Origin of the sequence: Acidovorax sp. 59, assembly GCF_002754175.1 — a bacterium.
GTDB classification, from domain to species: Bacteria; Pseudomonadota; Gammaproteobacteria; order Burkholderiales; family Burkholderiaceae_C; genus Acidovorax; species Acidovorax delafieldii.
In genome coordinates this window covers 1,515,105-1,534,098 of sequence record NZ_PEET01000001.1, presented here as the reverse complement: position 1 = coordinate 1,534,098, position 18,994 = coordinate 1,515,105, and the positions used below count along the sequence as shown (strand labels likewise).

Annotated in this window: 12 protein-coding genes; 4 read left to right on the top strand and 8 right to left on the bottom strand. The window is 66.3% G+C overall.

The genetic code is table 11. The features are described from left to right. Positions 1–59 precede the first annotated feature (59 nt). The 3 genes from tadA to CLU87_RS06895 all read right to left on the bottom strand — a co-directional run bounded on the left by tadA (position 60) and on the right by CLU87_RS06895 (position 3,057). Positions 60–1,451 carry a tRNA adenosine(34) deaminase TadA gene (tadA, locus tag CLU87_RS06905; protein ID WP_099729949.1) on the bottom strand — a complete coding sequence of 464 codons (1,392 nt, stop codon included), beginning with the start codon at positions 1,449–1,451 and terminating at the stop codon, positions 60–62. A 58-nt stretch (positions 1,452–1,509) separates the two neighbouring features. Beyond that, positions 1,510–1,761, bottom strand: coding sequence for a hypothetical protein (locus CLU87_RS06900; protein WP_099729948.1), 252 nt, complete (start codon positions 1,759–1,761; stop codon positions 1,510–1,512). A 141-nt stretch (positions 1,762–1,902) separates the two neighbouring features. Further along, positions 1,903–3,057 (bottom strand): branched-chain amino acid ABC transporter substrate-binding protein, encoded by a 1,155-nt coding sequence (locus tag CLU87_RS06895; protein WP_056744204.1) that lies wholly within the window; start codon positions 3,055–3,057, stop codon positions 1,903–1,905. A 196-nt stretch (positions 3,058–3,253) separates the two neighbouring features. Between CLU87_RS06895 and CLU87_RS06890 the strand changes: the two genes are divergently transcribed. From CLU87_RS06890 to CLU87_RS06880, 3 genes are all read left to right on the top strand, one after another. Beyond that, complete coding sequence (locus CLU87_RS06890; protein WP_099729947.1) at positions 3,254–5,257, top strand: U32 family peptidase; 2,004 nt, start codon at positions 3,254–3,256, stop codon at positions 5,255–5,257. Between the two features lie 55 nt (positions 5,258–5,312). Then, the gene (locus CLU87_RS06885) at positions 5,313–8,006 is read left to right on the top strand and encodes a cation-translocating P-type ATPase (RefSeq protein ID WP_099732073.1); all 2,694 of its coding nucleotides are present in this window, start codon (positions 5,313–5,315) and stop codon (positions 8,004–8,006) included. A gap of 169 nt (positions 8,007–8,175) precedes the next feature. Continuing rightward, on the top strand, positions 8,176–9,459 hold the full coding sequence (locus tag CLU87_RS06880) for an O-acetylhomoserine aminocarboxypropyltransferase/cysteine synthase family protein (RefSeq protein WP_099729946.1): 1,284 nt from the start codon (positions 8,176–8,178) through the stop codon (positions 9,457–9,459). Positions 9,460–9,664: 205 nt separating this feature from the next. Here CLU87_RS06880 and egtB read toward each other — a convergent pair whose 3' ends face one another. The 4 genes from egtB to CLU87_RS06860 all read right to left on the bottom strand — a co-directional run bounded on the left by egtB (position 9,665) and on the right by CLU87_RS06860 (position 13,747). Then, positions 9,665–10,870, bottom strand: coding sequence for an ergothioneine biosynthesis protein EgtB (gene egtB, locus CLU87_RS06875; protein WP_099729945.1), 1,206 nt, complete (start codon positions 10,868–10,870; stop codon positions 9,665–9,667). 12 nt (positions 10,871–10,882) lie between these two features. Further along, complete coding sequence (gene egtD / locus CLU87_RS06870; RefSeq protein WP_099729944.1) at positions 10,883–11,800, bottom strand: L-histidine N(alpha)-methyltransferase; 918 nt, start codon at positions 11,798–11,800, stop codon at positions 10,883–10,885. A 240-nt stretch (positions 11,801–12,040) separates the two neighbouring features. Beyond that, the gene (locus CLU87_RS06865; RefSeq protein WP_015013729.1) at positions 12,041–12,631 is read right to left on the bottom strand and encodes an OmpW family protein; all 591 of its coding nucleotides are present in this window, start codon (positions 12,629–12,631) and stop codon (positions 12,041–12,043) included. 129 nt (positions 12,632–12,760) lie between these two features. Then, positions 12,761–13,747 carry a DUF808 domain-containing protein gene (locus CLU87_RS06860; RefSeq protein WP_056067381.1) on the bottom strand — a complete coding sequence of 329 codons (987 nt, stop codon included), beginning with the start codon at positions 13,745–13,747 and terminating at the stop codon, positions 12,761–12,763. Between the two features lie 233 nt (positions 13,748–13,980). On the opposite strand from CLU87_RS06860, the gene CLU87_RS06855 reads away from it, so the two are divergent. After that, a complete protein-coding gene (locus CLU87_RS06855) occupies positions 13,981–14,670 on the top strand; it encodes a methyltransferase (protein WP_099729943.1) in 690 nt (229 codons plus the stop codon). 186 nt (positions 14,671–14,856) lie between these two features. Here the strand turns inward: CLU87_RS06855 and purL are convergent, their stop codons facing one another. Beyond that, complete coding sequence (purL, locus tag CLU87_RS06850) at positions 14,857–18,864, bottom strand: phosphoribosylformylglycinamidine synthase (protein ID WP_099729942.1); 4,008 nt, start codon at positions 18,862–18,864, stop codon at positions 14,857–14,859. Positions 18,865–18,994 lie beyond the last annotated feature (130 nt).

The following is an 18,994-nucleotide window of genomic DNA, read 5'->3' as shown; positions in this document are numbered from 1 at the left end:
CTCCGTAAACAGGGGGGATGCCCGGTGCCCCATGCAGTCATGGGGCGCCAGCGGGCACATCAGTGCGTGAAGTATTCCACAGCCTGTGCGGCAATGGCCTCGCCATGCTCCTGAACAAAGTGGCCCGCATGGGGCAGCACCACCGGCTCGGGGCATCCACGGATGTTGTGTTGCAGCGCCCGCATGGTGGGCAGCCCCAGCACGGGGTCTTGCACCCCCACCACCATCAGGCTGCGGCCTTGCCACTGGTGCTGCCAGAAATCGCGGGCTGCACGCGACAGCGCCGCACCGGCGTCATCCAGGGCGGCAGGGACACGTTCGGGGAACGCACGCAGCGCAGCCCGGTAACCTTTGTCCGGAAAGGGGGCATCGTAGGCTGCGCATTCCGCAGCGCTCATGTGCGGGTTGCCGCGTGCCAGCAGGCGCCCTACCCCGTACAGCGGCTTGTCCCGGCACATCGCACGCCAGTCCACAAAGCCCGGGGGCAACGGTGCATCGCCTGTGGCCAGCAGCGTGTTCATCACCAGCAGGCCGCCAAACCGCTCGGGCGTCGCCATGGGCAGCGTGAGGCCCAGGATGCCGCCCCAGTCCTGCACCACCAGCACGACACTGCGCAGGTCCAGCCGCTCGATCAGCTCCAGCAGCACCTGGCGGTGCCATTCGAACTGGTGCGCCCCCTCCTTCTTGGGCTTTTCGCTTTTGCCAAAGCCGATCAGGTCGGGCGCCACCACGCGGTCGCCCGCAGCCAGAAAGGCCGGCAGCATGCGGCGATAGAGGTAGCTCCAGGCCGGGTTGCCATGCAGGCACAGCCAGGTGCGCGGTGCATCGCGCGGGCCCTCATCCAGGTAGTGCAGACGCAGGCCCGCCAGACTCGGCAGGTCGCTGAGGTAGTGGGGAGCCCAGGGGTAGCCGGGCAGGTGGGTAAACGCCGCATCGGGCGTGCGCAAGGCATCGTCACGCAACGGGTGGCGGGCCAACGCCTCAGCACGCTGCTGGCGGCGGCGCTGCGCAAAAAAGCGGCTCAGCAGGCCACCACATTCTTCGGCCAACACCCCGCCCTGCACCTCGGTCTGGTGGTTGATCTCGGCATGCCCAAACAGGTTGAGCACTGACCCAGCCGCCCCGGTCTTGGGCTCCGGCGCGCCATACACCACCCGCGCCAGCCGCGCGTGCAGCATGGCGCCACTGCACATGGCGCAGGGCTCCAGCGTCACATACAGGCTGCAGCCGTCAAGCCGGTAGTTGCCCAGGCGCTGGGCCGCAGCGCGCAGGGCTGCGATCTCGGCATGAGCCGTGGGGTCATGGTCTTGCACCGGGGCATTGCGGCCAGTGGCGATGACCTGGCCGTCCTTGACCACGATGGCGCCCACAGGCACCTCGCCCGCGCTGGCTGCGGCTTGCGCCTCGGCCAGGGCCAGTCGCATCCAGTGCGCATCGTCGGCGATTTTCATCACTATATTTTCAATAGCATCCAAGGCATGAAATATCAGCGCTTGAAGCCGATCTGGCTCATTTTTTCTCGTCTTCGGGCATGGGGCGTGCCTGTTGCATCAGGCCTTCTACCTGCTGCTTGACCTGCTGCTGCATCTGCTGGCTCTGCTCACGTACCGTGCCGGTTGGCACCGATGCAGGCACCGCCGCGCCTGTGGCAGTTTGCAATGCGGGCACGGGGGCGCGCGTGGCCGCCAGTTGCTTCTTGGCCAGCAGGCCCACGATGGCCAGCACCACCACCAGTCCGACCAATCCAAACATTGCGCGCATACCTGGGCTCCTTGGCGGGCACCGGCGGCCCGCGCGTTCTTGCGATGGGATCTGACTGTAAAGCCAAACGCCGCACGCAAAAACGGCCGCAGGGAGCGGCCGTGGGGTCAGGAGTCGCTGAAGCAACGCCGGAGAGTGGCCTCAGTTCAATGCCACGCGGCTACCGTCCTTGAACGTGTACAAGGTCACGGCGGGCGTGGTCAGCTCGCCCTTGGCGGTGAAGGCGATGTTGGCGGTCACGCCCTTGTATTCAGTCTTGGTGAGGAACGGCGCGAACACCTTGGGGTCCACCGAGTTGGCGCGCTTCATCGCGTCAGCCAGCACCATGGCGGCGTCATAGGCATAGGGGCTGTAGATCTGGAACTGGCCGGGGAACTTGGCGTCGTAGCGCTTCTTCCAGTCCGAGCCGCCCTGCATCTTGTCCACCGAGGCACCGCCCGTCGCGCAGGTCACATTCTTCAGCGCGGGGGTCTTGCCTGACAGTTCGGGCAGCTTCTCGGTGCACAGCGCATCACCGCCGAAGAACTTCACGTTGCCCAGGCCCAGCTGCTCCATCTGGCGGAGCATGGGGCCGGCTTGGGCGTCCAGGCCGCCGTAGAAAATCGCGTCGGGCTTCTTGTTCTTGATGGCGGTGAGGATGGCCATGAAGTCGGTGGCCTTGTCGTTGGTGAACTCCTCGGCCACCACTTTCAGGCCCTTTTGTTGCGCCGTCGCCTTGAAAACCGAGGCCACGCCCTGGCCATAGGCCGTGCGGTCGTCGATGATGGCCACGCTCTTGAGCTTGAGGTGATCCGCACCAAACAAGGCCAGGGCAGCACCCAGCGCGTTGTCGTTGGCGATCAGGCGGAAGGTGGTCTTGTGGCCGGGCTTGGTCAGGTCGGGGTTGGAGGCCGAGGCCGTGATGTGCGGCAGGTCGCACTTGGCGTAGACCGCCGACGCGGGAATGGACGTGCCCGATTGCAGGTGCCCCACCACGCCCGCCACCTTCTGGTCGCACAGTTTCTGGGCCACGGCAGTGGCCTGGCGTGGGTCGCCCGCGTCGTCTTCGGCCGCGATTTCAAACTTGATCTTCTTGCCGCCGATGACGAGATTCTGGGCGTTCAGGTCGTCAATGGCCAGACGCACACCGTTTTCCGTGTCTTTACCGATGTGGGCAATGCCGCCCGACACCGGGCCCGCATGGGCGATCTTGACGGTCTGTACGTCCTGGGCAGAGGCCAGATGGGCCGCCAGCGCAAGGGCGGTCAGTGCAGAAATTCGGAACAGGGGCGAAGAAGCGAAAACGGGGCGCAGCACGGTACAAAGTCTCCTGGGTCGGTCAAAGCATCCTGTTGTGCACCGAACTTGTACACAACAAACCCCGCATCGTAGCCACTTCAACCCTCGTTTTCGCATAATTACTAAGCAAACTTAGTAATTTGCTCCGGCATTAACCGGGCTAATGAGTCCGGCGCCCACCGCCCGGCCAGGCAGGCTGGGATAATCACGCCCCATGTCCCTCCTCCCCCACCAGCTCGAACTGCTCTCGCCCGCGCGCGACGCAGACATTGGCATCGAAGCCATCAACCACGGCGCCGATGCCGTCTACATCGGCGGCCCGGCCTTTGGCGCGCGGGCCAGTGCGGGCAACGACATCCGGGACATCGAGCGCCTGGTCAAGCACGCGCACCGCTTCAACAGCCGCATCTTCATCACGCTCAACACCATCCTGCGCGACGATGAACTGGAGGCCGCGCGCAAGATGGCCTGGCAGGTGTACGAGGCGGGCGCGGACGCATTGATCATTCAGGACATGGGCCTGCTCGAAATCGACCTGCCGCCCATCCAGCTGCACGCCAGCACCCAGACCGATGTCCGCACGCCCGAAAAAGCACGCTTCTTGCAGGACGCGGGCCTCTCGCAGATCGTGCTGGCACGCGAGCTGACGGTGCAGCAGATCGCCGCAGTGCACAAGGCGCTGGGGCCCGTGGATGCGCCGGGGCGCGCCAACATCGAGTTCTTCATCCACGGCGCGCTGTGCGTGGCCTACAGCGGCCAGTGCAACATCAGCCATGCGCAAACGGGCCGCAGCGCCAACCGCGGCGACTGCAGCCAGGCCTGCCGCCTGCCCTACCAGGTGACCGACGCGCAGGGCCGCTTCATCGCGCACGACAAGCACGTGCTGAGCATGAAGGACAACAACCAGAGCGACAACCTGCGCGCGCTCATCGATGCGGGCGTGCGCAGCTTCAAGATCGAAGGGCGCTACAAGGACATGGGCTACGTGAAGAACATCACCGCCCACTACCGCACCTTGCTCGACGAGATCATCGAAGAGCGCGAGGCCCAGGGCCGGCCGCTGTCGCGCTCGTCCAGTGGTCGCACCACCCTCACCTTCACACCCGACCCACTGCAGAACTTCAACCGCGAGTTCACCGATTACTTCGTGACCGGCCGCAAGGAAGACATCGGCGCGTTCGACACCCCCAAGAACCCCGGCCAGGCCATCGGCTGGGTGACCAAGCTGGGCCCAGACTTTGTGGAGCTGGAACTGAGTGACCCAGCCACCGTGCTGCACAACGGCGACGGGCTTTGCTACTACGACCTGCACAAAGAACTGGTGGGCATGGCCATCAACGTAGCCGAGCCGGTGTCGGCCCGCAGCGTGGGCCAGTGGCGCGTGTACCCCAAGGACCCGATGGACGGCTTCAAGGACCTGCGCAAGGGCACCGAGGTCAACCGCAACCGCGACATGGACTGGGTGCGCACGCTGGAGAAAAAGTCCAGCGACCGCCGCATCGGCCTGTGGGCACACCTGAGCGAAACGCCCACTGGCTTCAGCCTGATGCTGACCGACGAGGACGGCAACGTGGGTTGTGCATCCGTGCAGCAACCCCACCAGCCAGCCACTGACACGGCCAAGGCCGAGGCCAGCCTGCGCGAGCAGCTCGGCCGCTTTGGAGCCACGGTGTTTGCGGTGCATGACATTGCGCTGCAGCTCTCGCAGCCGTGGTTTGTGCCCGCCTCGGTGCTCAACGCCCTGCGCCGCGATGCCGTGGCCGAACTGGAAGCCAACCGGGCCCACAACTTTGCCCGCCTGCCGCGCGCCACGCCGGTGGAGCCGCCTGCGCCCTACCCTGAGGACACGCTTTCTTTCCTGGGCAACGTGTTCAACCACAAGGCCCACGACTTCTACGTGCGCCACAGTGTGAAGGTGATCGACGCGGCCTACGAGGCGCACGAAGAGGAAGACGAGGTCAGCCTCATGATCACCAAGCACTGCGTGCGCTTTTCCATGAGCCTGTGCCCCAAACAGGCCAAGGGCGTGACGGGTGTCCAGGGCACCATCAAGGCCGAACCCTTGATGTTGATCAATGGCAAGGAAAAGCTGACCTTGCGCTTTGACTGCAAGCCCTGTGAAATGCATGTGGTGGGCAAGATCAAGCGCCAGGTGCTGAACCAGGTGCCAGAAGCCCCGCTCCAGTTCTACAAAGCCCGGCCGCAAGTCGCGCACTAAGGCAACGCCGAAGAAGTCCTTGTGCGGGCGTGCGGCCCGTTTCACCGATCGCCGCATGTCCCCATCCACCGCGCCGCACCTGCACCCCACCGACGCCGTGGCCCAGGCCCATGGCGTCAACCCTGACGCAGGCCTGCACGCCGACGAAGCGCTGCGCCGCAGCGCCACCCATGGCGCCAACGAGTTGGCCGCATCGCAGGACCGCCCCTGGTGGCGCCTGCTGGCCGACCAGTTCAAGGACTTCATGGTGCTGGTACTGCTGGGTGCGGCCGTCATCTCGGGGCTGGTGGGCGAGGTCACCGACACGCTGGTCATCCTCGTCATCGTGGTGCTCAACGCGGTCATCGGCTTTGTGCAGGCCTGGCGCGCCGACCAGGCCATGGCGGCACTGCGCCAGCTGGCGGCGGCGCACGCCACCGTTTTGCGCAGCGGTGCGGTGCAGGTGGTTCCTGCCACCCTGCTCGTGCCCGGCGACATCGTGATGCTGGAGGCGGGCAACCAGATCCCGGCCGACCTGCGGCTCATCGAGATTGCGCAGTTGCAGGTGGATGAATCGGCCCTCACGGGCGAGTCCGTCACGGTAGCCAAGCAGACCGAAGCCCTGGCAGCCGAAGACGTGGGCGCGCTGGGCGACCGCACCAACATGGCCTTCAAGGGCACCACCGCCACCCATGGTCGCGCACGCGGGCTGGTGGTGGCCACCGGCATGCACACCGAGCTGGGCAAGGTGGCCACGCTGCTCGACACCGGCGACCGCAGCACGCCGCTGCAACTGCGCCTGGCGGCGTTTGGCAAGCGCCTGGCGATAGCGGTGCTGGGCATCTGCGCGGTGATCTTTGTGGTGGGGGTGCTGCGCGGCGAGGCGCCGCTGCTCATGGCCCTCACCGCCATCAGCCTGGCGGTGGCCGCCATTCCCGAGGCCCTGCCCGCCGTGGTCACGGTGCTGCTGGCCCTGGGCGCACGCCGCATGGTGGCTGTGCATGCCCTGGTGCGGCGCCTGCCCTCGGTGGAGACCCTGGGCTCGGTCACCACCATCTGCTCGGACAAGACCGGCACCCTGACCCAGAACCGCATGCATGCCGAGCTGCTGCTGGCACACGGTGTGCGCTGGGTGCCCGGCGACCCCTTGCCCGGTGCGGCCCACGCCGAAGCCCTGTGCGCCGCCGCGCTGTGCAACGACGCCACGCTGCAGGTTCACAACGAAGAGGGCCAGTCGGGCATCCACTGGCTGGGCGACCCCACCGAGACCGCGCTGGTGCTCGCCGCCCACGCGGGCGGGCTGGACAAGGCCCAGCTCGACGCTGCCAGCCCCCGCGTGCAGGAGCAACCGTTTGACTCCGACCGCAAGCGCATGACGACCTTCCACCGCGCGGCCGCAGGCTTTGTGGCCTACACCAAAGGCGCGCCCGAATCCGTGCTGCCCCGCTGCACCGCCCACTGGACGCCTGAAGGCGCTGCCGCACTCGACACCGCCAAGGTCCTCGCCACCGCACAGCAGCTCGCTGCACAGGGGTTGCGCGTGCTGGCCCTCGCCCGCCGCAGCCACGCCCGCCTGCCCGACACCAACGACATCGACGCAGTAGAAAACCAGCTGGAGCTGCTGGGCCTGATCGCCCTCATCGACCCACCCCGCGCCGAGGCCCAGGCCGCAGTGCGCGACTGCATCAGCGCGGGCATCACGCCCGTAATGATCACAGGCGACCATCCTGCGACTGCGCGCGCCATCGCGCACCGCCTGGGCTTGGTGAAGAGTAGCGATGCCCCGGTGCTCACCGGCGCCGACCTGGCCACACTGGACGATGCTGCCCTGCGCGCCCGCGTGGAGCAGGTGCAGGTCTACGCCCGCGTGGACCCGGCGCAGAAGATCCGCATCGTCGAGGCGCTGCAGGCCCAGGGCCACTTTGTGGCCATGACAGGGGACGGCGTGAACGATGCCCCGGCGCTCAAGCGTGCCGACATCGGCGTGGCCATGGGCCAGGGCGGCACCGACGTGGCGCGCGAGGCCTCGAGCCTGGTGCTGCTGGACGACAACTTCGCCACCATCGTCGCGGCGGTGCGCGAGGGCCGCCGCATCTACGACAACATCCGCAAGTTTGTGCGCTACGCGATGACGGGCAACTCGGGCGAGATCTGGACCATCTTCCTGGCGCCGCTGTTGCTGTTGCCCATCCCTTTGCTGCCCATCCACATCCTGTGGGTCAACCTCGTCACAGACGGCCTGCCCGGCCTAGCTCTGGCGGCCGAGCCTGCCGAGCGCGGCATCATGCAGCGCCCGCCCCGCGCGCCGCGCGAAAGCCTGTTTGCCCACGGCATGTGGCAGCACATCCTGGGCGTGGGCCTGCTCATCGGCGGGCTGTGCCTGGCGGTGCAGGCCTGGGCCCTGCACACCGGCCACACGCACTGGCAGACCATGGTGTTCACCGTGCTCACGCTGGCGCAGATGGCGCATGTGATCGCCATTCGCTCCGAATCCGAACCCATCTGGCGCCTGGGCCTGCTGAGCAACCGCCCGCTGCTGGGTGCCGTGCTGCTCACCTTTGCGCTGCAGATGGCCACCATCTATGTGCCCTGGCTCAACCCCATCTTCCGCACCGAGCCGCTGAGCCTGGGCGAACTGGCCCTGTGCATTGGCGCCGCGCTGGTGGTGCTGGTGGTCGTGGAAGTCGAGAAGGCCTGGCGCCGCAGCCAGCAGGCGCGGCGCACCACCCCAGAGCCCATGGACAGCGCTATGGACGAGCCCTCGGCCTGAAAGAGTCCAGCGCGCACAAGAACGTCATAAGCACATAGCCAACGATTCGATGACGCCAGGGGTCCAGGGTGCCAGAATGGCCCGCGCCCTCGGCACATCGGGCCTCGTCCCGCAATGGGCCGAGCCCGGTTGTTCCACTCCCATCCCTTCAATGAAAGAGACAGCACCCATGCAGATCGAAACCCTGGCCGTCCACGCAGGCTACAGCCCCGACCCCACCACCAAGGCCGTGGCCGTGCCCATCTACCAGACGGTGGCCTACGCGTTTGACAGCGCCCAGCATGGCGCCGACCTGTTTGACTTGAAGGTGCCGGGCAATATCTACACCCGCATCATGAACCCCACCACCGACGTGCTCGAAAAGCGCGTCGCGGCGCTGGAAGGCGGCATCGCCGCGCTGGCCGTGGCCTCGGGCATGGCCGCCATCACCTACGCCATCCAGACCATTGCCGAGGCGGGCGACAACATCGTCTCGGCCAGCACGCTCTACGGCGGCACCTACAACCTGTTTGCCCACACGCTGCCGCAGCAGGGCATCACCACGCGCTTTGCCGACCCGCGTGACCCGGCCAGCTTTGCGCAGCACATCGACGCGCGCACCAAGGCCATCTTCATCGAGTCCATCGGCAACCCGCTGGGCAACGTGACCGACATCGCCGCGCTGGCCAAGGTGGCGCACGACCATGGCGTGCCGCTGATCGTGGACAACACGGTGCCCAGCCCCTACCTGTTGCGCCCCATCGAGCATGGCGCCGATATCGTGGTGCACTCGCTCACCAAGTACCTGGGCGGCCACGGCAACAGCGTGGGCGGCGCGATTGTGGACAGCGGGAAGTTCCCGTGGGCGGAGCACAAGGCACGCTTCCCGCGCCTGAACGAGCCCGACGTGAGCTACCACGGCGTGGTCTACACCGAGGCGCTGGGCCCCGCCGCCTTCATCGGCCGTGCACGCGTGGTGCCACTGCGCAACACGGGTGCGGCGCTGGCGCCGCTCAATGCCTTCCTGATCCTGCAAGGCGTCGAAACCCTGGCGCTGCGCATGGACCGCATCTGCGACAACACGCTGGCCATTGCCCAGTACCTGCAAAGCCACCCCAAGGTCGAATGGGTGCGCTACGCCGGGCTGCCCGACCACCCGGACCACGCGCTGGTGCAACGCCAGTCAGGCGGCAAGGCCTCGGGCATCCTGAGCTTTGGCGTGAAGAACAGCGACGCTGATCCACGTGCGGCAGGTGCCCGTTTCCTCGACGCGCTGCAGCTCTTCACGCGCCTCGTGAACATTGGCGATGCAAAGTCGCTGGCCACCCACCCCGCGTCCACCACCCACCGCCAGCTCAATCCCGAAGAGCTGGCCAAGGCGGGCGTGAGCGAAGGCATGGTGCGCCTGTCGGTCGGCATCGAGCACATCGACGACCTGCGGGCGGACCTGGCGCAGGCACTCGACAAGGTGTGATGTGCGAATGGCCATGCGCCCCCACAAGCGCATGGCCAGGCACCTGACACCGTACTTTTGAGGCTTTTTTGCGTCCAAGCGCTAGTGGAATATGCGCCAACAGCTACACATTTGATAGCAACCAAGACCACGGCACGCAGCGACACCGTCATGCCGGCCCCAACGCGGCGGGTCGATGACGGCCAGCGCCGGGCGCTGACCGCCTTCAGCCGAGGTCGCGTGCCAACCGAATGCCCGTGAACTGCCAGCGCGCCGTGGCCGGAAAGAAGTTGCGGTAGGTCAGTCGCTCGTGCCCCGGCGGCGTGGCTTTGGACGAGCCCCGCAGCACGTACTGGTTGACCATGAACTTGCCGTTGTACTCACCCACGGCGCCTTCGGCCACCCGGAAGCCGGGGTATGGCGCGTAGCTCGACTGCGTCCACTGCCAGGCAGCGCCGTGCCACTGCGCCAAGCCAGCGGCACCCTGCGCGGCCGCATGCTCCCATTCAGCCTCGGTGGGCAGGCGCGCGCCCACCCAGCGCGCGTAGGCATCGGCCTCGTAGTACGACAGATGCACCACCGGCTGGTTGCCCTGCAGCGGCTGCAGGCCGGCCAGCGTGAACTGGTGCCAGGCCCCATCGATGCGATGCCAGTACAGCGGCTGCTCCAGGCCCTGCGCCGCGCGCCAGTCCCAGCCTTCGGCCAGCCAGAGCAGCGGGTTGCGGTAGCCACCCGCTTCCACAAACGCCAGATACTCGGCCTGCGTCACCAACCGCGAGGCCAGCGCGTAGGGATGCAGATACACACGATGGCGCGGGCCCTCGTTGTCAAAGGCAAAGCCGCTGCCAGCGTGGCCGATATCGGCCAGCCCCCCGTCAAAGGAGTGCCACGCCAGTGCTTGGCCAGCCTCGGGCGCCACAGCGTCTGAAGCCTTGGCATAGGCGGGGAACAAGGGGTTGCAGGACAGCAGGTGCAGGATGTCGGTGAGCATCAGCTCCTGGTGCTGCTGCTCATGCTGCAGGCCCAGCTCGATCAGGCCACGCGGCGCAGCGTCATGCGCCACAGCGGGCCACAAGCGCGCCATGCGGGCGTCCACGTCGGCCCGGTAGGCAAGCACCTCGTCCAGCGATGGCCGCGTGAGCAGCCCGCGCTGCGGACGCGGGTGCTTGGCGCCCACACCGTTGTAGTAGGAGTTGAACAGCACCCGGAACGCCGGTGCAAACGGCTGGAAACCTGGCTCGTGGGCTTCGAGCACAAAGGTCTCAAAGAACCAGGTGGTGTGGGCCAGGTGCCATTTGGTGGGACTGGCGTCGGGCATGGACTGCGCGGCGCAGTCCTCGGGCGACAGCGGAGCCGCCAGGGCCAGCGAGCGACCGCGCACGGCGGTGTAGCGCGCCAGCAGCGTGTCAAATGCGGGGGATGTCACGGTCATGGCAGCCACCGGTCAAGGACGGGCGTGGACCACCGCGAACCAGCCCCGCTCGTCCGTCCACGCCTGGGCCTGCGCAAAACCGGCGCGCGCAAGCATGTCGGTGAACACGGGCAACGGGTACTTGTAGCTGTTCTCGGTGTGGATGCGCTCGCCCCGGTCGAACCGGCGACCGCCGCCGGGCCAGCACACCTCGGTGTCAGAGGCAGCCTCCAGGTGCATTTCGATGCGCGACGCCTCGGTGTTGAAGAACGCACGGTGCCGCCACTGCGCAACGTCAAAGTCGCTGCCGATCAGGCGGTTCACATGCCGCAGCACATTGCGGTTGAACTCGGCGGTGACCCCCGCTGCATCGTCGTAGGCGGCTTCGAGCACCGCCACATCCTTGGGCAAATCGATGCCGATGAGCAGGCCGCCATCGTCGTCGATCAGCTCGCGCATGTGGGCCAGCAGCTCCAGCGCGTGCGGCGGGTCGAAGTTGCCGATGGACGAGCCAGGGTAGAACACGAGGCGCCCGGTGCGGGGAATGTCGTCAGGCAGTGACACCCCCAGGGTCATGTCGCCCGCCAGCGCGCGGGCATCCAGCGCCGGGAAGTCGTCGCGCAGCCCTTGCACCGCCTGCTCCAGAAAATCCGCCGAAATGTCCACGCCCACAAAACAGGCCGGCTGGACCAGACGGCACAGGGTGCGGGCCTTCTGGCAGTTGCCCGCGCCCAGTTCGATCAGGGTGCGGCCTGCGCCCACGGCGCCCGCGATGCTGTCTGCATGTGTCTGCATCAGCGCCATTTCAGTGCGTGTGGGGTAGTACTCCGGCAGGCGTGTGATGGCTTCAAAGAGCTGCGAGCCATGCTGGTCGTAGAAATACTTGGGGGAGATGCGTGCGGGCCGCTGGGTCAGTCCGCGGGTGATGTCGGAATAGCGAGGCAGGAGCATGGGTCGTCAGGACGTTGGGGCGGCAGCGCCGCCGGGTGGTCAAAAGCAGAGGCACCTGGAGCGCCCACATTGCGGCACGCCCCACACGCTCCCCTGCCCCATTGTGCGTTGCCTCGCTGACTGCCGTGTGTAGGCCATTTCCGCACCCACAAAAAAAGGGCTGGCGCATGCGCCAGCCCTTCAGACCCTTGGAGAACTTTTATTGTCAGGAACGCAGGGCCCGCCTGGGGCCCTGTGCCCTTAGAAGCGCCAGCCCAGACCCACGCCCACCAGAACGGGGTCCACCTTGAAGGTGCCCAGCTTGGCACCACCTGCGCTCACATCGGTCTTGATGAAAACCTTCTTCACGTCGAAGTTGAGGTACAGGTTCTTGGCCAGCGGGATGTCCACACCCACTTGCAGCGCGGGGCCGAAGCTGTTGCGGTCAATGCTCACACCCGCAGGCAGGTTCACGCTCGAGAAACGCGTGTAATTCAGGCCTGCGCCCACATAGGGCTTGAAGCCGGGGGCATCAAAGTGGTACTGCGCCAGCAGTGTGGGGGGCAGGTGCTTGAGCGTGCCAATGGCTGCGCCGCCAGCGCTGAGCGTGTGCTTCTGGGGCACGGTCAGGATCAGCTCGGCCGCGATGTTCTTGTTGAAGAAGTAGGTCACATCCACTTCAGGGATGGTCTTGTTGTTGACCGACAGGCCCAGCGGTGTGCTGTCCTTGTTGGCGCTGTCCAGGTGCACCGCACGTGCACGGACCATCCAGGGGCCTTCAGCCTGTTGCGCCAGGGCAGCGCCAGAAGACAGGGCACAGAGAACGGCGACAGCCAGCAGGTTCTTTTTCATGGTATTTCGCATCGGTTGGACGGGGACGACCCCCGTGCATGCATTGAACCGCTGCGGCCACGACCCGGCCTTGCCTTACCTCAAGCCCTCGGTAGTAACCCTTAGACCTAGATCAAGGAATACCCACTATCAAGCTGTGGACTTGCCCCGCAGGCGCTGAACCAGGGTCCACCCGGCCAGCACCAGGCCACCCGCCACGATGCCCACCACGGCGTTCAGCAGGTTGGGCACCAGCACCGCCCACAACCCGCCCACGGGCCATTGCGCCGCTGCCGTGCCTGCGGCCTCAACCGCATGGTGCAACGCAGGCACGCCGTGCACCAGAATGCCACCGCCCACCAGAAACATCGCCGCAGTGCCCGCAATGGACAGCCCCTTCATCAGCCAGGGTGCTGCGCGCAGGATGCCCGATCCCAGGGCGCGCGCGGCGCTGCTGGCCTTGTTGTTGAGCCACAGGCCCAGGTCGTCCAGCTTGACGATACCCGCCACCAGCCCATAGACACCGATGGTCATGATGATGGCGATGCCCGACAGCACCGTGAGCTGCTGCACGAAGGGCGCAGCGGCCACCGTGCCCAGCGTGATCGCAATGATTTCGGCCGACAGGATGAAGTCCGTGCGCACGGCGCCCTTGATCTTGTCCTTTTCAAAGGCCACCAGATCCACCGCTGGATTGGCATTGGCCTTGGCGTGGCTCTCATGCTCGGCCTCATCCTCATGCTGGGCGTGCAGCAGCTTGTGCGCCACCTTCTCAAAGCCCTCAAAGCACAAGAAGGCGCCCCCCACCATCAGCAGCGGCGTCACGGCCCACGGCGCAAAGGCGCTGATCAGCAGCGCAGCGGGCACCAGGATGACCTTGTTGATGAACGAGCCCTTGGCCACCGCCCACACCACCGGAATCTCGCGCTCAGCGCGCACCCCGGTCACCTGCTGGGCGTTGAGCGCCAGGTCGTCCCCCAGCACCCCCGCCGTCTTCTGTGCAGCCACCTTGGTCATCACCGACACATCGTCGGCCATGGCAGCGCTCTTCTTGGCCGCCACCTTGGTCATCAAGGCCACATCGTCGAGGATGGTGGCGATATCGTCGAGCAAAGCAAGCAGGCTGCCAGCGGCCATGGGAAGTCCTTGGGATGAGTCGCAAAAAAATGCGGCGAACAAGCCGCCGGTGTGCGCCGCACTATAGCAACGCACAGGCAACCGCCGCGCAAGCCCCATCGTCGTGCAGCGGCCATGCCATTCGCAGATAGCCCCACACCGCCTGCGGGCATGCCTGCCCAGCCACAAGGCGCATACTCGCGCCCTCATCCACTACCCGCTATGGGGCCTTCTGCGGGCTTCACCGCCCCGCCATGCCCGGCTACCTGACCAAGCAAGAAGACATCGCCATCACCGGCGCGGCAGACCTGATCATCCAGTCGCTGCTGGACAAGCAGCAGTTTGCCGACCCACTGGGCGCCGCCGAGGCGCTGGGTATCTCATCGGCCGCCTGGCCCCTCTTCGGCCTGTTGTGGCCGTCGGGCGCGCAGCTGGCCCAGCGCATGGCCAGCCGCCCCCTGCTGGCGGGCGAACGTGTGCTGGAGATCGGCTGCGGACTGGGTCTGGCCAGCCTGGTGTGCCACCGGCGCGGTATCGATGTCACTGCCAGCGACTGCCATCCTCTGGCCCAACAATTTCTGCAGGAAAACGCGCGCTTGAACGGCCTGTCACCCGTGAAGTACCGTACGGGTCAGTGGGGCTCGGACGCGCCAGCACCGGCCAACGCGGTGCAAGGCCAGTTCGACCTCATCATCGGCAGCGATGTGCTGTACGAACGCGACGCCCGTGCGTCCCTGGCCACCTTTCTGGACCACCACGCAGGCGACGGCGCACAGATCTGGATCGTGGACCCGAACCGGGGCAACCGCTCCAGCTTTCACAAACAGATGGCGGTCCACCGCTTCGAGGTGGTGGAAGAGCGACTGGACCACCCCGAGCAGGAAGACCGCCCGGCCTACAAGGGCCGACTGCTGATGTACCAGCGCACCTTAACAGCGGCCTGAACACGACCTTGAAGGGTTGGCCCGGCGCGATAGCGCCACCATCAGACCGCCGAGCCCGCGCACCCTAAGCGCCAGGGCAGCCGAGCAAGGGCCGCCCCGCAGCGAGGGCTGCGTCCCTCTTCCCGATTCGCGCAGCGAATCGAGAGAAGGGGGAAGCGGCGCAGCCGCTCAGGGGGATGCCCCCTGCTACCCCACCCACTTGCGCGCGTTGCGCCAGATGCGCATCCAGCCGCTGTACTGCGCCTTGTCTTCGCTGGTCCAGCTCATCTGCACGTTGCGGAACACGCGCTCGGGGTGCGGCATCATGGCTGTGAAGCGGCCGTCGGCCGTGGTCACTGCCGTCAGGCCACCCGCGCTGCCGTTGGGGTTGAACGGGTACTGCTCCGTCGCGCGGCCGTGGTTGTCCACGTAGCGCATCGCAGCGATGGCCTTGTCGGCGTTGCCCCGGTACTTGAAGTTGGCATAACCCTCACCATGCGCCACGGCAATGGGCAAACGGCTGCCGGCCATGCCCTGCAGGAACAGGCTGGGAGATTCGAGCACTTCCACCAGCGACAGGCGGGCCTCGAAGCGCTCGCTCTGGTTGGTGGTGAAGCGTGGCCAGTCTTGTGCGCCGGGGATGATGTCGGCCAGCTCGGCAAACATCTGGCAGCCGTTGCAAACGCCCAGGCCGAACGTGTCGGTGCGACCGAAGAAGCCCTGGAACTGTGCGGCCAACACCGGGTTGAAGGTGATGGACCGCGCCCAGCCAATGCCAGCGCCCAGCGTGTCGCCATAGCTGAAGCCGCCGCAGGCCACCACGCCCTTGAAGTCTTCGAGCTGGACGCGGCCGGTCTGCAGGTCGGTCATGTGCACGTCGTAGGCCTCGAAGCCCGCCTCGGTGAAGGCGTAGGCCATCTCGATGTGCGAGTTCACGCCCTGCTCGCGCAGGATGGCGACCTTGGGTTTGGCCAGGTTGAGGTACGGCGCGGCCACGTTGTCGGCCGCGTCGAACGTGAGGTGCACGTGCAGGCCCGGGTCGGTGGGCTCGCCCGCTGCAGCGTGCTCGGCATCGGCGTTGGCGGGGTTATCGCGCTGCTGGCAGATCTTCCAGCTCACCGCATCCCACACCTGGTGCAGGTCGGCCAGCGAGGCACTGAACACGGCCTTGGCATCTCGCCAGACCTGGAGTTCGCCCTTGCCTGCGTCGATTTCGGACCACACTGGGCGCGTCTTGCCCACGAAGTGGCTGAATTTGGACAGGCCATGCTCGCGCAGCACCTGCATCACATCGTTGCGCTCGGCGGTGCGCACTTGCAGCAGCACACCCAGCTCTTCGTTGAACAGCGCCTTGAGCGTCAGTTCTTCACGGCGGGCACTGACCTGCTGCGCCCAGTTCTTGGCGTCACCGGTTTCCATGCGGCTGTCGCTGATGCCGTCGCCTTCAGTCACCAGCATGTCCACGTTGAGCGCCACGCCCACGTGGCCTGCAAAGGCCATTTCGGCTGCTGCGGCCAGCAGGCCGCCATCGCTGCGGTCGTGGTAGGCCAGGATCTGGCCCTTGGCGCGCAGTGCGTTCACGGCGTTGACCAAGTTGACCAGGTCTTTGGGGTCGTCCACATCGGGCACCACGTCGCCGCTTTGCTCCAGCGTCTGGCCCAGGATGCTGCCGCCCATGCGGTTCTGGCCCTTGCCCAGGTCGATCAGCACCAGCGTGGTATCGGCCTCGGTGGCGTTGAGCTGGGGAGTGAGCGTACCCCGCACGTCGGACAGCGAAGCAAAGGCGCTCACGATCAGGCTGACGGGCGAGGTGACTTTCTTCTTGTCGGAACCTTCATTCCACTGCGTGCGCATGGACAGACTGTCCTTGCCCACGGGAATGGACACGCCCAGCGCGGGGCACAGTTCCATGCCCACGGCCTTCACGGTTTCGTAGAGCGCAGCGTCTTCGCCGGGCTCACCGCAGGCGGCCATCCAGTTGGCCGATAGCTTCACACGCGGCAGCTCAATGGACGCAGCCAGCAGATTGGTAATGGCCTCGGCCACGGCCATGCGACCCGAGGCAGGGGCGTTGATGGCGGCCAGCGGCGTGCGTTCGCCCATGCTCATCGCTTCACCCGCAAAGCCCTTGTAATCGGCCAGCGTCACGGCGCAATCGGCCACGGGCACTTGCCAGGGGCCGACCATCTGGTCGCGGTGCGACAGGCCACCCACGGTGCGGTCGCCAATGGTGATGAGGAAGCGCTTGGAGGCGACCGTGGGGTGGGCCAGCACGTCGATCACGGCCTTTTGCAGCGGCACGCCGGTCAGGTCCATCGGCGCGAATTCGCGCACCACGGTCTTCACGTCGCGATGCATCTTGGGCGGCTTGCCCAGCAGCACGTTCATGGGCATGTCCACGGGCAGCTTCTGGTCGTCGGCCGTGGCAGCGGGGTCGTGCAGCACCAGCTGGCGCTCTTCGGTGGCCGTACCGATCACGGCAAACGGGCAGCGCTCGCGTTCGCAGAAGGCTTTGAACTGCTCCAGCGATTCGGGCGCAATCGCCAGCACGTAGCGTTCTTGCGACTCGTTGCTCCAGATTTCCTTCGGGCTCATGCCGGACTCTTCGAGCTGCACGGCACGGAGGTCAAAGCGCGCGCCGCGGCGAGCATCATTGGTCAGCTCGGGGAAGGCGTTGGACAAACCGCCCGCGCCCACGTCGTGGATGGCCAGGATGGGGTTGTTCGTGCCCTGTGCCCAGCAGTGGTTGATGACCTCTTGTGCACGGCGCTCGATCTCAGGGTTGCCGCGCTGCACCGAGTCAAAGTCCAGCTCGGCCGCATTGGTGCCTGTGGCCATGGAGCTGGCCGCGCTGCCGCCCATGCCGATGCGCATGCCGGGGCCGCCCAGCTGGATCAGCAGCGAGCCGGCCGGAAATTCAATCTTTTTCGTCAGCTCTGCATCGATCACGCCCACGCCGCCCGCGATCATGATGGGCTTGTGGTAGCCACGCTGCACGCCGCCGACGTTCTGCTCGTACTCGCGGAAGTAGCCGTTCAGGTTGGGACGACCGAATTCGTTGTTGAACGCCGCGCCGCCCAAGGGGCCTTCGACCATGATCTGCAGCGGGCTGGCAATGTGCTCCGGCTTGCCCACGGTGCTGCCCCAGAGCTTGGACACGGTGAAACCCGTGAGGCCCGCCTTGGGCTTGGAGCCCCGGCCCGTGGCGCCTTCGTCGCGGATCTCGCCGCCCGCGCCGGTCGAAGCGCCAGGGAAGGGCGAGATGGCCGTGGGGTGGTTGTGCGTTTCCACCTTCATCAGCACATGCTGGGTAACGCTACTTTTTTGATAGCTATTGGCGCTTGATTCACTAGCGCTTGCGGCCATTTTTGCCACAAAACGCTCCACCTGATGGCCTTCCATCACCGAGGCGTTGTCCGAATACGCGATCACCGTGTGCTGGGGCGCCAGCTGGTGGGTGTTGCGGATCATGCCGAACAGGCTCTTGTCCTGCGCCACACCGTCGATGGTGAACTGGGCGTTGAAGATCTTGTGGCGGCAGTGTTCGCTGTTGGCCTGCGCGAACATCATCAGTTCCACGTCGGTGGGGTTGCGCTTCAGGCCCGTGAAGGCGGCCACGAGGTAGTCGATTTCATCGTCGGCGAGGGCCAGGCCGAAGCGGGTGTTGGCCGCTTCGAGTGCCGCGCGACCACCGGCCAGCACATCCACATGCTCCATGGGGGCGGGCTGCAGTTCGGTGAAGAGGGCGGCTGCGGCGCTGCGGTCGGCCACCACCGATTCGGTCATGCGGTCGTGCAGCAGGGCCGCGATCTGGCCCAGTTGCTCGGCCGTCAGCTCAGGCGTCTTGCCCAGCAGGCCGGATTTCAGGCTGATGCGGTACTCGGTGATGCGCTCGACACGGCGGATGGCGATGCCGCAGTTGCGCGCAATGTCGGTGGCCTTGGAGGCCCAGGGCGACAGCGTTCCCAGGCGGGGCGTGACGATGAGCGCGGCGCCGTCTTCAGGGCCAGCGTAGGGGTCGCCATAGGTCAGCAGCGCGGCCAGGCGTTCTTGTTCTGCAGGAGTGGGGACCGCATCGGTGGCGACCAGGTGCACGAAACGCGCTGCAATGCCACTGATCTTGGGGTGGATCGCCTCCAGGGCGGGTTGAAGTTGCTGGGCGCGGAAGGAGCTGAGGGCGTTGCCGCCCGCCAGCGTGGTCATGTGCAAGGTCACGGTAGCGGCCTGTTGGGGGGTGTCAGGGGTAGAGGGTGGCTCCGGGCGCCAGCGTGCAACCAGCACCGGAGCCTTCCATTTTACCGGGCATGGCCGGGCCGCCTGCGCAGCCGGGGGCCCAATGGGATAA